Source organism: Erysipelatoclostridium sp. MSK.23.31 (genome assembly GCF_019125875.1).
Lineage (GTDB): Bacteria > Bacillota_I > Bacilli_A > Erysipelotrichales > Coprobacillaceae > Thomasclavelia > Thomasclavelia ramosa.
In genome coordinates, this window is the sequence record NZ_JAHOCB010000001.1 from 1 (window position 1) to 14253 (window position 14253).

At 35.5% G+C, this 14253-nt stretch carries 15 protein-coding genes; 1 reads left to right on the forward strand and 14 read right to left on the reverse strand.

Features of this window, described 5'->3' with window-relative positions:
• The 10 genes from KSU54_RS00005 to KSU54_RS00050 form a co-directional block, all read right to left on the reverse strand.
• The coding region (locus KSU54_RS00005; protein ID WP_217749060.1) for a prealbumin-like fold domain-containing protein at positions 1-1804 on the reverse strand (1804 nt) is incomplete at its 3' end.
• Positions 1805-2021: 217 nt separating this feature from the next.
• Positions 2022-2645: a hypothetical protein gene (locus KSU54_RS00010; RefSeq protein ID WP_117791844.1), complete on the reverse strand. Its 624-nt coding sequence runs from the start codon at positions 2643-2645 to the stop codon at positions 2022-2024.
• Complete coding sequence (locus KSU54_RS00015) at positions 2633-3457, reverse strand: class C sortase (protein WP_117791845.1); 825 nt, start codon at positions 3455-3457, stop codon at positions 2633-2635. The genes KSU54_RS00010 and KSU54_RS00015 overlap by 13 nt, the downstream gene beginning before the upstream one ends.
• Entirely contained in the window at positions 3444-5255 is a 1812-nt protein-coding gene (locus KSU54_RS00020; protein ID WP_054322154.1) for an isopeptide-forming domain-containing fimbrial protein, read from the reverse strand. The genes KSU54_RS00015 and KSU54_RS00020 overlap by 14 nt, the downstream gene beginning before the upstream one ends.
• On the reverse strand, positions 5245-7968 hold the full coding sequence (locus KSU54_RS00025) for a SpaA isopeptide-forming pilin-related protein (RefSeq protein WP_117791846.1): 2724 nt from the start codon (positions 7966-7968) through the stop codon (positions 5245-5247). The genes KSU54_RS00020 and KSU54_RS00025 overlap by 11 nt, the downstream gene beginning before the upstream one ends.
• A 204-nt stretch (positions 7969-8172) precedes the next feature.
• The gene (locus KSU54_RS00030) at positions 8173-9354 is read right to left on the reverse strand and encodes a hypothetical protein (RefSeq protein WP_117791847.1); all 1182 of its coding nucleotides are present in this window, start codon (positions 9352-9354) and stop codon (positions 8173-8175) included.
• Positions 9355-9946: 592 nt separating this feature from the next.
• Complete coding sequence (locus tag KSU54_RS00035) at positions 9947-10282, reverse strand: hypothetical protein (protein WP_009301149.1); 336 nt, start codon at positions 10280-10282, stop codon at positions 9947-9949.
• Positions 10283-10414: 132 nt separating this feature from the next.
• Positions 10415-10636 (reverse strand): hypothetical protein, encoded by a 222-nt coding sequence (locus KSU54_RS00040; RefSeq protein ID WP_117791848.1) that lies wholly within the window; start codon positions 10634-10636, stop codon positions 10415-10417.
• A gap of 320 nt (positions 10637-10956) precedes the next feature.
• Complete coding sequence (locus KSU54_RS00045; protein ID WP_054322151.1) at positions 10957-11259, reverse strand: hypothetical protein; 303 nt, start codon at positions 11257-11259, stop codon at positions 10957-10959.
• 30 nt (positions 11260-11289) lie between these two features.
• Entirely contained in the window at positions 11290-11490 is a 201-nt protein-coding gene (locus tag KSU54_RS00050; RefSeq protein WP_054322150.1) for a helix-turn-helix domain-containing protein, read from the reverse strand.
• Between the two features lie 88 nt (positions 11491-11578).
• Between KSU54_RS00050 and KSU54_RS00055 the strand changes: the two genes are divergently transcribed.
• The gene (locus KSU54_RS00055; protein ID WP_117791849.1) at positions 11579-12412 is read left to right on the forward strand and encodes a hypothetical protein; all 834 of its coding nucleotides are present in this window, start codon (positions 11579-11581) and stop codon (positions 12410-12412) included.
• 409 nt (positions 12413-12821) lie between these two features.
• Here the strand turns inward: KSU54_RS00055 and KSU54_RS19090 are convergent, their stop codons facing one another.
• From KSU54_RS19090 to KSU54_RS00070, 4 genes are read right to left on the reverse strand one after another with little or no spacing between them, the layout of a single operon-like run.
• Positions 12822-12956: a hypothetical protein gene (locus tag KSU54_RS19090; protein WP_264291920.1), complete on the reverse strand. Its 135-nt coding sequence runs from the start codon at positions 12954-12956 to the stop codon at positions 12822-12824.
• Positions 12953-13258, reverse strand: coding sequence for a hypothetical protein (locus KSU54_RS00060; RefSeq protein WP_117791850.1), 306 nt, complete (start codon positions 13256-13258; stop codon positions 12953-12955). Before KSU54_RS00060 ends, KSU54_RS19090 begins: the two co-directional genes overlap by 4 nt.
• Positions 13251-13796, reverse strand: a complete 546-nt coding sequence (locus tag KSU54_RS00065) for a hypothetical protein (RefSeq protein WP_054322148.1) — start codon at positions 13794-13796, stop codon at positions 13251-13253. Before KSU54_RS00065 ends, KSU54_RS00060 begins: the two co-directional genes overlap by 8 nt.
• Entirely contained in the window at positions 13793-14224 is a 432-nt protein-coding gene (locus KSU54_RS00070; protein ID WP_009301161.1) for a hypothetical protein, read from the reverse strand. Before KSU54_RS00070 ends, KSU54_RS00065 begins: the two co-directional genes overlap by 4 nt.
• Positions 14225-14253 lie beyond the last annotated feature (29 nt).

The window sequence follows — 14253 nt, forward strand, 5'->3', positions numbered from 1 at the left end:
TCCAGTTATAAACTTGTTCACCAGTTTTGGCATCTACGATTTCCATTGGAACACCATAAAGATTATTGCCATCAGCATCTGTCTTACTGAAAACTGTTTTTGTTAATTCATTATTTATATTTAATTCATTAAAGTATGTCAGAGTTACAAAATCAGTCTGTTGGAATTGTACTTTTTTAGCACCACCATCAAGAACAAAACCTTCAGGACTGTTCACTTCCTCAACTGCATATGTTCCCATAGGAAGACCGCTTAACTCTAATTTACCGTCATTATCAGGTGTGTAGATACCATTTCCCAGTTCAGTACCAGTTAGCAGTTTTACTGTATCATCATTGCTTCCTTTACCCGAACCAGTAGTGACTGCATCTCCTTTAGAATATAATTTTTCTAAAGAAACACTATCATAGATATCATGATCTGCGGTAATCTTGAACTGTACTTTTGAAAAATCATAATCTGCCTTATTTACTGCATTTTCATTTTCAGAATTTTCAAGAGCTTTATTGATCTTTAAATTTCCAGTTGGTCTTATTTTATTTACTACAACTCTTTGAGTAACTTCATCTTTATTAATAGTTACTTTAAAAATCTTTTGTGTAATTGCATGCCCCCCTGGGACTTTTGTTTCGGTCAAAATATATTCACCTACAGGCAGATCTTCCACCTTGATTTTTCCATTTGTTACAGTAATATTTTCTTCATAGCCGTCATATGATGAAGATTTCAAATTAAACACTGCTCCGTCAATCAGATCCCCAACATCATTAGTTTTCACAAGTTCAAGTTCACCAAAATCCATCCAGTCTATTTGTGTATATAATTTCGTATTATCAGGATCCCATGTCCAACTCCCCTGCTGTTGTGCTGAATCTGTTCCTGTTTTTATCGCAAGTGCTGTAAAACGTTCACACCCGCTGCCTGTAACGTTGGTTAACGGCATATCGCCAGGACTGTTTTTCGCCGGTGCTGTAAAATAAAAACTTTCACCGCCGTGCACTGTTGCAGTACCACCAGTCTGAACTGCATTTCCATTGATATAAATTGTTACATTGTCTGCAAGAGGAATGTTGATCGTAGAGCTCGAATTTCCCTCAAATGTAACAGTATTTGTAACCTGATGCTTTGCAACTTTATCATATGCTGCTGAAAAATTTGCTTCTGTTCCTTCGGTTGCTTCACTTGGGTTAAATTTTGGCTCTACAATATCAGGAAGATTTATAATGTTTCTGTAAATGTTCATGATATTAGTACCATAGTTTCCTCCAAAGGCAGCGTTAAATCCTGCCTCACTGAATCCATTCCAGTCTCCGCTGTAAGCACCGCTTAAGAAGATATGTGTAAGCAGATATGCAACATCTTCACTTGTCAGATAACTGTCATTAGGACAGATGCTTAATTTAAGATAGTCATATCCAACCTTTCCCTGAGCATTCGGATCACCCTGTCCCCAGGTTTTTAAAACATCACCCGGTCCTCCAAAACCGTAATACATCAGTTTTCTTACAGCTTCATTATTTTCAATTACATCAGCTGCATAATTGCCGTTTCCAGGTGTTTTCTTGCTTGATTCAAGGCAGTATGCCCACTTACCGTTATACTTGGTTGAATATGTACTCCAGCTGCTTAGGCCTGGTACTTTATTTCCCCACCATTCCGGATATTTTATTTTTTTAACTTTTGTAAATTCATGCGGAACAGTATTGTCCCATGCTTCTATATTACTGATCTGTGCAAACGTCATTGAAAAGATCATCGTTAAAACAAACAGAATTTTAGAAATTTTTGAAACAGCTTTTTTCATCTGTTTTTCCTCCTTATCTTTTTATGATTTCATTAATACAGATGATGCAAGTTACGGCCAAAGAGATTATTTCCTATACTGTATTTAATTGTTTTAGCCAGCATCATAATACTTCTTTAATTCAGGTCTTACTCTCAGCCGCAGTGAGATACCCTAAAAACAAATAGACAGTCTTTCGACTGTCTATGGCTTGAATACCCATTTTTCTATTTTCATCTTAACCTCCTGTTTTAGCTTTTTTAATCAGCGGAATAAAAACTATCACTGCCAGTCCAGACATATATAATTCACAATTACTGTTATCACCCGTCTTAGCAGCGGTTACAGGCCAGTGTTTTGGATAAACGGCAATATCATATTTCATTCCATTAGTTTCACTGCTTTCCTCATCAAATACAGGAACTGCAATAAGAGCAGGAGAGATATTATCATATTTATTTATATCTTCAGCAGCAAGCAGATATATCCCGTTCTCCAAATTTTCAAATTTTACATATCCTGAACTGTCTGTATGTTTTATAATACCGCTTATTTTTTTAGCCGATGCCTCCCTGAAAATACTCTCTGCAGCTTTTTGCATCTTATCAGCTGTTTCAAGCTCATTCAGATCAATACCGCATGTCTTAAGCTCACCTGTCAGCACATATTTACCATCAGCAGTTTCTCCGGCTTTTATCAGTTTTAAAGCAACATCACTGTTACTGGTTTTATTTCTGCTTTCTTCAAGATATACCGATATCGAGCCTTTAGTTTTTTTTGTTTCTTCAGTATTTACAGTATTCTTTGAAACAAATCCTACAGAGAATACCAGGATAAATACTACAATGATTATTTTTCGCATCCTCTATCCCCCTTCATCTCTTTTTTTCTAAAAACAAATATACCAGCTGCTGAAAAGACAACTGGCAGACTATAAAAAACAAATTCTCGAAATGAGATAATATTCTTTTTTATTTCCTTTTTTACCGATTCTTTATAAGAAATGCGGTAACCAGTAACAACCAGACGATGTGTATTCAATCCATATGGTGTACAGGTTATCAAAGAAACAAGGTCTTTATCATCCTGAATAGAGTAATTGACTTTTTCAGGCAGAACAGTTTCAATCCTGCTTATCTTATATGCCATTGTTTCATCAAGTACATTTATATAAAACAGATCACCCGTCTTAAGCTCATCCAGACGCGTAAACAACCGGCTTGACGGCAGTCCTCTATGTCCTGTAAGAGCTGCATGGGTATTTTTACCACCCGTTGGAAAAGAACTGTCCTGTATATGGCCGGCTCCGGTACTAAGCACACTGTCACTCGTTCCATGATATATCGGCATGTTGACATTTATACACGGTATCTCTATACTGCCGATCATTCCGTTTCCAATATCAAGAATATCCTCATATTTAAATTCTCTGGAGGCAGGTATTCCTTTTTGATTCATATACAGCTCCATGTTCCATTTTTCAGCCTCTTCAATCATGCAGCGCTTATCTTCAGCAGCTGTATCAGTCGTTTTTTCTTTATAAGTAGCTATCTGCCCAGTCTGTGACTTGGATTCAATACAATTGGAAATGACAGGATAGCTTACAAGTGCAAGTCCTGTCATAAAAATCACAATATCCTTTTTTAGAAATTTGAAAAGACTATTCTTTTTCATTTTTCTTCTTTTTAATCAGAACAGCTGCCATAACTGCTGTACCTGCACAGACTAATACTATAGTTGCAGCAGAACCGGTAGCAGGCAGTTTAGACCCGACTTTGTTTACTACTTTTATATTAAATGTACCCGTATCTACATTTGTTGATAGAGATTTCTCATACTCACTGTGTACCCCTGTATAAAACTCTTTAAATTTAGCTGTTGCCTCTAAACTTCTTAATGTTTTATCAGTTGCCCCGTCTCCTTTTATGTATTCTGTTCTGTTGTCTGCTCCATAAACAGCCTTTACATCTATTTCGATTGGATCCTTTAATAGTCTGTATCCATCCGGGGCCTTAGTTTCTTTAAGAAAATACACCTGTGAATCAAGGCCAATTATATTAAACGCACCGTTTTCGTCTGAGACTATTTCCACCGCTTCTGAAGGCGATGCACTTCCTGCTACACTGTCCCTGCTGATAACGGTGTATCCATCGCTCTTGGAAGCCTTTTTTACATATACCTCCTGAGTACAGTCTTTATCACTGTATAGTTTAAATTTAGCTCCCTCCAGTTTTCTTTCTGGCACCTGATCATTTGCTTTAATACCATCCATTCTAAATGTAAAACATACAACTGTATCCCATGGTGTCTCGCCTGTCTGTCCCGCACCATCAGCGTCCGGGTTGTTACTGTACTCAAGTTTTACATCATTCTCGAATCCCGGCCGCCCTGTATCAAGCTGAGCATCTTCGTTTAAAACAGCATCATATTCAATCAGAATCTTTTGACCATATACTTTTTCAGTTTCCGGTTTGTTCCCTGCTTCATCACTGTAGTAATACCTGTTTATCACTGCTTTTAGATCCATGATCTGAATCTGAAATGTTTCACCGTCATCAATACCTTCAGTAACCACACGATAGTCTGTATCTTTTTGAAGCGTCATGCTTCCTATCTTAACTTTTACACTGTCTGGAACAAAAGTAAGTGCACTGTTCATTTTATCGTGGACTGCATAATAATACGTATCATAACCGTTCATATCAGGTACATATGAATTATACCGGTAGGGAACTGTCTGCCCTATTTCAAAGTCAGCCACATCATTCCATCCATCACTGTTTATCCCGATATTTTTTCTATTGTCATCTTCCTGGATCTGTTTCTGAATAACCGGGAAATCCGACTTTATATCGACTGTCATATCTGGATTGGCAGTGTTTACCATACAAAGCGATGCTGCACTGTGTGTACCCTCAACATTTGTGACTTCGTCAATGAGATACCATCCATAATCGACATCCAGGGTATAGCTTTCTTCAGTGCCTTCTGGAACCGTTACAATCTGCGTAGGTTTATTTCCAAGTCTTACTATTTCATTTCTCAGACTTTCTACAAAATACCTGAAATCAGAATATACTGTTTCATTTTTCTGATTATGATTTACATCATTTGTTACCAGATTATTATTCATAGACTGGATATAATCGATAATTGCATACTCACTGTCTTTCTTTGTTGCATTCTTAAGTGCCTGAACATACAAAGGATTAATTGTATAATTGATACTTTCCATCCCGTCACTGTTTAGAGCATCAAAGACCTTATACACATTAAACTTCTTTCCTGCAAGTGACTGCACCTTGCCGTTATCTCCAGTATGAGCATTTATAGTTATATGTCCCTGCTGTGCAGCACTGACTTTTGAAAAAATATCACCGCTGCCGTTATATACGGATACTGCTGCTGCACTGCTCAATGAAAGAATGCATGCAAGTGCTGCCGTTCCTATTTTTCTTAAATTAATCTTCATAATTTTTCTTCTCCCTTTTTTTCTTAATAATATATAAGCATATACAGACCCCTGCTCCAGTCACGATCAGCATCATAGAACTTCCTGTTCCCGGCAGAAGTGACCCGCGCCTGTTTATCACTGTCATACTTCCGGTATACAATCCGTTTTCTACTGTAAGACTGTTATTTTCATCATCTGTTTTCACAGCTTCATCGTTTATATAAAAACTGAATTTCCCATCCTCGCTTCTTAACGAAACCTTTAAAGGAGCTTCAATTTTTCTATATCCCGCAGGCGCCTTTGTCTCAAGAAGGTAATACTCTCCTGCTACTATTCGGTCAAAATTTACTCTTCCCTCCTTATCTGTTGTCCCCTTTCCAATCGGATCGGTACAGTCTTTATCACTGTATAAAGTGAATTCTGCATCTTCCAGTGTTTTGCCGGCATCATTCTTTTTAACAAGTCTTAAGTTCCACAGGTTGATCTCGTTTTTAACAGTAACTGTCAAATCATCATTTTCATCAATAAAAAAAGCACCGCTGTTTTCGGTACCGTTCATATCTGAAACCGATGCATTTCCAAGACTGTCGATTTCAAAATAATATTTAGTTTCATTCAGCTTATAACCTTCAGGAGCCTTTACTTCACAAATATAATACAGCGACGGCTTCAGTCTGCTCAATTCTGCTTCTCCGTTTTTATTACTTACCAGGCTTCCTACCGTTTTATCGGCAGTAACATCATAAATTTCAAACTTCGCATCTTTAAGCGCTTCGCCTGTGTCTTTATCGACTTTTTTTATTTTGAAGCGGTTTGGACGGTCTGTAACATTCAGTTCGCTGCTCACTATATCAGCAGAATTGTTTTCTGCAGTCAGATTGAACTCAATATCTTTGCCGGTATGATATCCATCAGGCGGCTTCACCTCACTAAGAATATACTGTCCCAGATGAAGACCATTTAACTCTCCATACCCGTTTTCATCTGTTGTAAGTGTTCCTGCCAGATCTCCTGCTTTATTTATAACAGTTCCCTGAGGGGAGAGAATATCATTTTTTGCAGTAATATTATAAACTGCACCTCCCAGTTTTTTTCCTGTCTCTTCATCACTTTTGACAATCGAGACTTTACCCATAATACGGTTGTTAACTGCATTCATTACAGGCGCTTCCGGGGTGTAGGACGTTGTAAAACTTACCTTGTTTTCCTGACTTGCAGTATTGTAGTAAGCATGAATATAGTACTCGCCGTCTTCCGGCATCTGTTTCCATGCCCTCCATACTCCATCACTGTCCTTAGAAAGTTCGACCCATTGAATATCATCTTGATCGCCTGCCGCAGACCATGTCGGGAACTTTACAAGCGTTACCGCTTCAGGAACTCCAGACACTTCAAATAAAATATTATGCCTGTCCATCAGCATTGACGAAAATTTAACAGTTACTTCCTGACCTTCCATCTGAGCATTGAATACCTTCCTTTCCTCAGCATCATAGAGACTAAATTCCTTGATATAACGGCTCGATTCACTGTAACCATCGGGTACAGTTTCTTCTATCCTGAATCTTCCTTCATTTGTATCAGTATGCTGAAGCATACCGCTTTTATATACCCGATTCTGTGCATCATAGCTCAGAGAAGAAAACTGTTCAAATGTATTTGAATTTTTATTCCACTGCTTCAACTCAAATCCTGCATTAGCCACATTTTCTCCAAAATTATCACTTTTGCTTATTTGTATCTCAGTTCCATGAATCCACTTTACCTGAGTATATAATTTCATAACATCTGGATCCCATACCCACGTTCCTTCAGTCTGATTAGAACCCGAACCAGTTTTTATTGCTAAAGCTGTAAATCTGCCACACTGACTCCCGGTTACGTTAGTCAAAGGCATATCCGATGATCCGTTCAAAGGGGCAGTAAAATAAAAACTCTGTCCTCCATATACAACTGCCGTACCGCCAGTCTGCGTTGCTGTTGTTCCTGCAATATGTATAGTAACATCACTGTTAAGAGGTATATTGACCGTTGCACCATTTCCTGCATCAAATTTAACAGTATTTGTAATTTGAATATTATTTGCTATATCTAAACTAGCAGAAAAGCTTGCTTCACTACCATCCGAAGCTGAACTAGGATTAAATTTTGCATATCCAGGTTCCGGCAAAGCGACTATCCTTCTGCAGATATTCATTATGTTAGTGCCATATGTTCCTCCAAAGGCAGCATTGAATCCTGACTCACTGAATCCATTCCAGTCCCCGCTGTAGGCACCGCTCAAAAATATATGTGTCAGCAAATATTTAACATCATCATTAGTAAGATAACTGTCATTAGGACATATTGCTGCTTTTAAATCATATCCTGGAGCAAATTCTCCTGTAGCACCAGGCCCTCCAAAACCATAGTACATAAGTTTTCTTACAGCTTCATTATTTTCAATAACCTCGGCAACATACTGCCCGTTTGGCGGAGTATTTTTACTTGATTCAAGACAGTATGCCCACTGTCCGTCATATTTTGTCGAATATGTACTCCATCCCTTCAAGCCTGGTACTTTTCTTGCCCACCATTCCGGATAGCGAATATTTTTTACTCTGGTAAATTCATGCGGTATGCTGCTGTCCCATGCCTTTACACTGATCTGATTACTAAACGACAGGGAAAACATCGTCAGGAGCATCATTACAGTTTTGCACATTACAGAAAACATTGATTTTTTCTTCATAAATACGCTTATCCTTTACTATATTTGCCTTTTATCGTCGTGCTTAGGACTATTTATTATGATGCAAGTTTAAAACATCATTTTACTTCTCTGATATAGGTTTTACATTCAAACACATTGAATAACCATTCAAATAAAAAAGACAATCTTTCGATTGCCTTACTTATGGTTTGAATATCCATTTTAATTTATACATATTTAAAACTACTTTTCATACCCACCATAGCTATATCTTCTATGTTCACCCATTGAATTGCCTGTACAGCTATAGTCGCTTTCTAATTTATTGATTGCATCTCTTGATGAAACAGTTGACTCTACCCTAAAACCACAGTGTTTGCATTCAGCCCAGTAAACCCATACTTTCGGCGGTTGAACCGGTTTATTTTCACTGCTTCCACCTGTATTTCCACCTGTGCTTCCGCCCGTTGATCCTCCAGTATTTCCGCCTGATGACGAACCACCTGAGCTTGAACCACCGCTGTTTCCTCCGGTTGATCCTCCACCTGAAGGCTTATTACTACCGCCTGTGTTTCCTCCAGTCGTTCCGCTGTTCCCTCCTGCTGTTCCTGACGAATTAGAAGAACCTGTTCCGCCTGACGATCCTGAACCGCTGCTTACTACCTTATTCCCTCCGGCATCTGTTTTCTTCTTAACTGTATTCTTTATACTCTTTGTCCCATCTGGATTAGTAACTTCTTCCTGTACTACCACCTCATCAGAAGCTACTGCCGGCGGTGCAGTAACAGTTACTTTTACATCTTTTTCAGTTTTGTTTTCATATTTATCCTGAATAGACACTTTTAATGTATATTCACCTGGCACATTTGCATCTATACCTGAAAGATCAAATGTATAATCACTTATTTCAGAAAAATCAGTAACTGGCAGCAGTGATTTAAAATCAAAAGTATTTAAATCCGTTCCCTGCAGGATTTCTATGTTTTCAGGTGCTGTCATGGATGGGGCTTTAGTATCCTTTACCTCTACCTTCTGTTTAAAAGTATCCCCGTAATATTTTAACTCAATGGTATATTTTCCAACAGCCGGATATTCTTTTTCTTCTACACCTGTGACATTGCCTGCTTCATCCTTGATTTCAACCTTTTCATTTTTTAAATCCGAAGTAATTTTTGTGTTGTGCTGCAGAGTATGAACATCTTCTTTATCAAACCCATTCGTTTTGACCAGATTTTCAAATTTTGGTTCATATTTTTCACCATATTCAACAGTAATCGTCTTACTGTTCTTTAATAAAAGCTCCGGCGCTGTATCTCTAAGTGCCCAGTAAGTACCACCCCCAACAGCCGCAATAATAACCGCTGCAGTTACACCTGCAGCAATTTTTTTATTTTTTGTATCCAAGTATTTTTCAATAACCTTCATTTTACCTCATTCTCCTTATCCCTAATTTTATTATATATATCTATTTATTTTTTTTCAATCTGCTTAGACAATATAGAAACTCTAATACCTCTATATTATTTGATTTCAATACTATGAATTTTGAGAAAATAATAATTCTTAGCTGTATATATCAATCCGCCGAGATGGGGAGTTCTCTACTGTTTATTTACAGGCGGATTAATTACAACAAAAAATGTACCAGTGACTGGTACATTACTTCATATATTCTGTTTAGGAACATCTCTGTTTCCTATATACTTCTGTATGATACCATATTATCACTTTTTTTAGTCATTGTAAATGCCAACTTTGTGCCACTTTTTTGCCACCTTTTGTGCCAACTTTGTGCCAACTCATTCTTATTTTCATAAATTTTATCATTATATTAGTTATTTTCCTAATTTTTTTCTCATTTTATAAATTTATACCAATGAATTTTCACCCCTTGACAAGCTTATTTTTTTGAACTTTTTTGAAATTTTTTTAATATATTTTTCTTATTAAAATCCGGTTTTTAGGTTTTTAACGTTATTTTGAAATGTTTTTTTCATTTCGCAAAATTTTTATCTGTTTAAACGTACTGCTGTCTTTTCAAATACACATCCTGAGTATAATAGTTTTTTGTATATTTGTCGTAATGATACAGTACCAGTTTTATGTCATACAGACTGCAGAAATTTATCACTTCTACAAGCGCCACTGTCAGTCCTGTTACATAGACATCCAGTTCGATATCTCTATATTCACGAATCCCATGTCTCTTCATTAATGCATCGACTGCCTTTTTAATTGACATTTGCATATAATACATATTCTTAACATCTCTAAGCTCTTTATTGAAAATACATCCTTCTATATCTTCAAATTTATGTCTTCCTTTAAACAGCTCAACAGCTATTCTTTCCATTCCTTTCACCCCAACTTTAACATTTGTACCAGTCACTGGTACATTTTTATACTAAGTATCCATTAACCTGGATCTTCTTTTCGTATTTCTCAAGTAATTCAATAGACTCATCTAACAGAGCAGCTAATTCGTTCAGTATGTACCCTGATTATTTATTATCTCACTCTTGATCACGTCATCTAAATATTCAACTTCTTCAATTTCCATAACATCTGTAACCCCCAGTATTGTTTCAACAAAGATACATCCGTAATTGTACAGATGACAATTTACCAGTGTATCGTTATAACTGTTTCTTAACGAGGGAGTGTTTACATATTCTTCATAACTTATTGCCTTTATTGTATTGCACATTTTTACTGTCTCCTTTGCAAGTTTAAATTCAAATCATCATATTATTAATAATTATCCAATTAAAATATACACTTATACGCTGTTGCAAAACCGCTTAACAGACTCAGCATAGTAAATACAAGAATTTTTGATTCCAACCTAATATCACCCACTCCCTTCATCTTGCTAATAATTACTAAAAAAAACAATCAATCCATTTGTCAAAACTATCGCAATCAATACGGCCAGATCGTCATTCCAGTCATCTTTATATTCTCCTTGCTTTCTTTATGTACCAGTCACTGGTACATTTTTATTTATGCTTTTTCAGTTATAACTGTTCAGAACAAAAATAGATAACAGCCGAGCACAGCAAAAAGAGCAAATAAAACTGCTTCGCAAAAACATATAAACATTACTGTAGAACCAGAATATCTATGCCAGTTACATGACACTGCTTCCCGAAAATCTCTTATAGAAAGTACTATTCTTACAATTTTATTTTTACTTCTGTCAGAGTCACTCGCAGAACCTCTGTAACTGCCTCTTATTTCATCAACTGCATCGTCTCCCCATCTGTATAGATGATATAAACAGGCTGCCAGACATACTGCTATATAAATAATTTTTAATATTTCTTTCATATCTTTACTTCTCCCATATGATATTTATTTTTAATTATGCCTAATCACTATCTCATCTATGCTTACCTCTAATGCATCTGCTATTGCTTTTACATAGCTGATCCGTGGATCCTTTGTTTTGCCTGATATAATTTTTCCTAAATTAGATTCGTTTAAATCAGTAATTTTACTTAATCTATATAATGTAATATTCTTTTCTTCCATTATTTTTTTAATCTTCTCTATATTCATTTTTTCTCTCCATATTCAAACACATTTGATTACTGTTAATTTTTACAGTATAATTTAATTGTTCTTATTTTGAGGAGGGGGAATACTTGTGTTTCAGTTTTTTAAAAAAATTTATTATATAATTAACATTTACGCCAATCGAATTGTAGAAGCAATAGACAAATCAGCAACTCAAATAAATAAAATTAGAAATTATCTGAATTCTAAAGACAGACTATTACAATTTTTAATAATAAACCTTTTTAGCGCTATAGTAATTTTTATCATGTTTAAAAATTCGACTGCAGCTCTTTGCTATTTGATTATCTCTATGTATACACTACTCTATGATGCAATTCTATCATTCTTGACTTCAGCTTTAAAAATAATAAGCAAGTTAATTTTAAAACTTCCGGTTTTTTTCAAAGTTTTATCTATCGTTATTGCCACATTGGTTTTCTTCATTTTATTCTCATTAGCATCATTTGTAGTTGCAGTAATTTTTACTGACAGTTTTATTTCAGAAAATGATTTTTTTGCCTATATACTCACCTGTTTATTTTCTAGTTTATTTGCTATGATGTTATTATCATTATTATATAATTATGTGTTTTATAAAAATTCAAACAGTGATTTAGCATTCTATACAGTTAATACGCTTCTTTATTTTATAATCGGTATCTGTTTTACAGCACTTTTCGGCCTTAAAGATGCAATTATTAATTATGCAGAGTGGTATATAACTGTCGAAAACGGCAAGGAACTTGCCAAGCTTTTTTACAGTACTTACCATTTTACTATAGCAGATGCTATAACTATTTTAATGTATTGGATTTTTGCCTTGTCATTATGCTTTCAGACAACACACAAAGTAGCAAAAAAAGCCGTTACAAACCAAAATAACTCCAAATCTGTAAACGAAAATGAATCAAATTCAGAATAAATTAAAGATAAAATACATTCGAATGTTATAAGCACCGCCCATAAAAAAACATGACAAAACACGAATGAGACAACACTATGGAACAAAGGATATTTTGTCATCAGCTCAACCAGAGGTATAAATAAACAAGGTAAGCTAAATGTTATAACCAATAACACCGGCAGATAGATCATACATATAATAAACGCGATAGGTAAGTATATACTTTCTAGTATGCTTTTGTCTAAATTAGTTTCACTTCTGCCCTTTAAACAGCAAATTCTGATTGCAAAAACCAAAATACTCAGTAAAATTAAGGATTCTAACTTTGTATAAAAATTTGGAATAAACCAATTTAAAGCATCATTTATCCATTCATTTATCCATTCATTTGTCATCCAGAATCATCCCCTTACCCTTTAAAAATCCATTAGTATATCGATCTTTCCAAAACGTACCAGTCGCTGGTACATTTATTATTTAAGCCTGTAGCACTACATATCGGCTTAATTTTTTTTAACACTTCCGCACGTTTTTCTTGAAGATATTTCAAGTAATCACTCATTTTTCGTTCACCCCGCCCTTTTCTGTCTCAAACCAGTATTCAACATCCTCATCAGTATGTTCCTCACAGTATCTTTCTGCTTCACTTTTTGTATAAAATACAATATCTGTTTCTATTGGCTCCGATATTGCAACCTTCTTTTCACATGGGATTTCATAATAATCAGTCATATCAGGATTATAGACAGTTTTAGTCCCTATATATGTACCATAACATTGATACCAGATTATATAGTTGTTTTTCACAACACCTATTCCATTTTTTTCTAAATATTCTTCATAGTCTGAATTAAATTTATCCATTTCCTCTCCTCCCCTCAAAAACTTTTCTCTTTCTGCAGTACAGTGAATACAGACCATTATTTTTTACTTTTAAGACACTGTATCCGCTCCCCTTTAATTCTTCATATAGAATCCGAACCCGTTCTTCGGTCAAATCACGTTGATAAAGAAAATATTTCCTTTTTATAAGACTATCCGTTATCTTGTCACCTGAAACTTCTTTTGGTTCGCTAAATGTACCAGTCACTGGTACATTTAGCTCCTCAGAGTAATAGTTTCCTTCTTCTTTCTCTTCAAATACAAGTTCCGTAAATTTTTCTCCGCGCTGATATTTAAGTAAAACAGGTAATATATCAGCCATTACTTCCTTATTATCTGCATCTAGATAACCCCCAACAACTGACCCGCAGATTATTGCGCCATCGTTATCAGTAATTACAGTACTGTACTGATAATTCTGTATAATGAATTTTGCGATATTCTCTGCCGTTCCTTTAAAATAATATTTTTTATTCTGGAACTCAGTGATGTGACCCATATACACACGTTCTTCTCTCATGCTTTATCCTCACCTTCATACACTTCGACGTTCAGTAAAAGAGCCATATTAAACAATGCTTTAGAGGCAAGACGAGCTCGTGATCGCGGACTCTTGTTCAACATTTCATCGATTTCAATATTTCTTAAAAACTTCACATATTTATAATAGATATATTCAAGCTCATCTTTATCACTCAGCTTCGATATAGCTTTAAGAACTTTTTGAATATATTCAAGCTGACGATCACGCCTGTCTATTTTATTAATTTCCTTTGCATCATAATTCAGACAGTTTATAATGCTTATAACAGAATCATTTCCTGTACCGCTGCCTATTTCATAAATATCCTTGAATTCGTGCAGTTTATACAGATCACTGAAATGCTCCATTTCATGCCTGGCAGCCTGAATACTTTTATTTTTATCCAAAAGATCTATATAACTCATTACAATCCCCCCTCTACTATATCTTTTCT

Coding starts and splice junctions, on each gene's coding strand:
- KSU54_RS00060 (WP_117791850.1), bottom strand. CDS start 13,258: ATGGATAAATTTAATTCAGACTATGAAGAATATTTAGAAAAAAATGGA.
- KSU54_RS00010 (WP_117791844.1), bottom strand. CDS start 2,645: ATGCGAAAAATAATCATTGTAGTATTTATCCTGGTATTCTCTGTAGGA.
- KSU54_RS00040 (WP_117791848.1), bottom strand. CDS start 10,636: ATGTGCAATACAATAAAGGCAATAAGTTATGAAGAATATGTAAACACT.
- KSU54_RS00035 (WP_009301149.1), bottom strand. CDS start 10,282: ATGGAAAGAATAGCTGTTGAGCTGTTTAAAGGAAGACATAAATTTGAA.
- KSU54_RS00015 (WP_117791845.1), bottom strand. CDS start 3,457: ATGAAAAAGAATAGTCTTTTCAAATTTCTAAAAAAGGATATTGTGATT.
- KSU54_RS19090 (WP_264291920.1), bottom strand. CDS start 12,956: ATGAGTGATTACTTGAAATATCTTCAAGAAAAACGTGCGGAAGTGTTA.
- KSU54_RS00050 (WP_054322150.1), bottom strand. CDS start 11,490: ATGAATATAGAGAAGATTAAAAAAATAATGGAAGAAAAGAATATTACA.
- KSU54_RS00025 (WP_117791846.1), bottom strand. CDS start 7,968: ATGAAGAAAAAATCAATGTTTTCTGTAATGTGCAAAACTGTAATGATG.
- KSU54_RS00045 (WP_054322151.1), bottom strand. CDS start 11,259: ATGAAAGAAATATTAAAAATTATTTATATAGCAGTATGTCTGGCAGCC.
- KSU54_RS00030 (WP_117791847.1), bottom strand. CDS start 9,354: ATGAAGGTTATTGAAAAATACTTGGATACAAAAAATAAAAAAATTGCT.
- KSU54_RS00020 (WP_054322154.1), bottom strand. CDS start 5,255: ATGAAGATTAATTTAAGAAAAATAGGAACGGCAGCACTTGCATGCATT.
- KSU54_RS00065 (WP_054322148.1), bottom strand. CDS start 13,796: ATGAGAGAAGAACGTGTGTATATGGGTCACATCACTGAGTTCCAGAAT.
- KSU54_RS00070 (WP_009301161.1), bottom strand. CDS start 14,224: ATGAGTTATATAGATCTTTTGGATAAAAATAAAAGTATTCAGGCTGCC.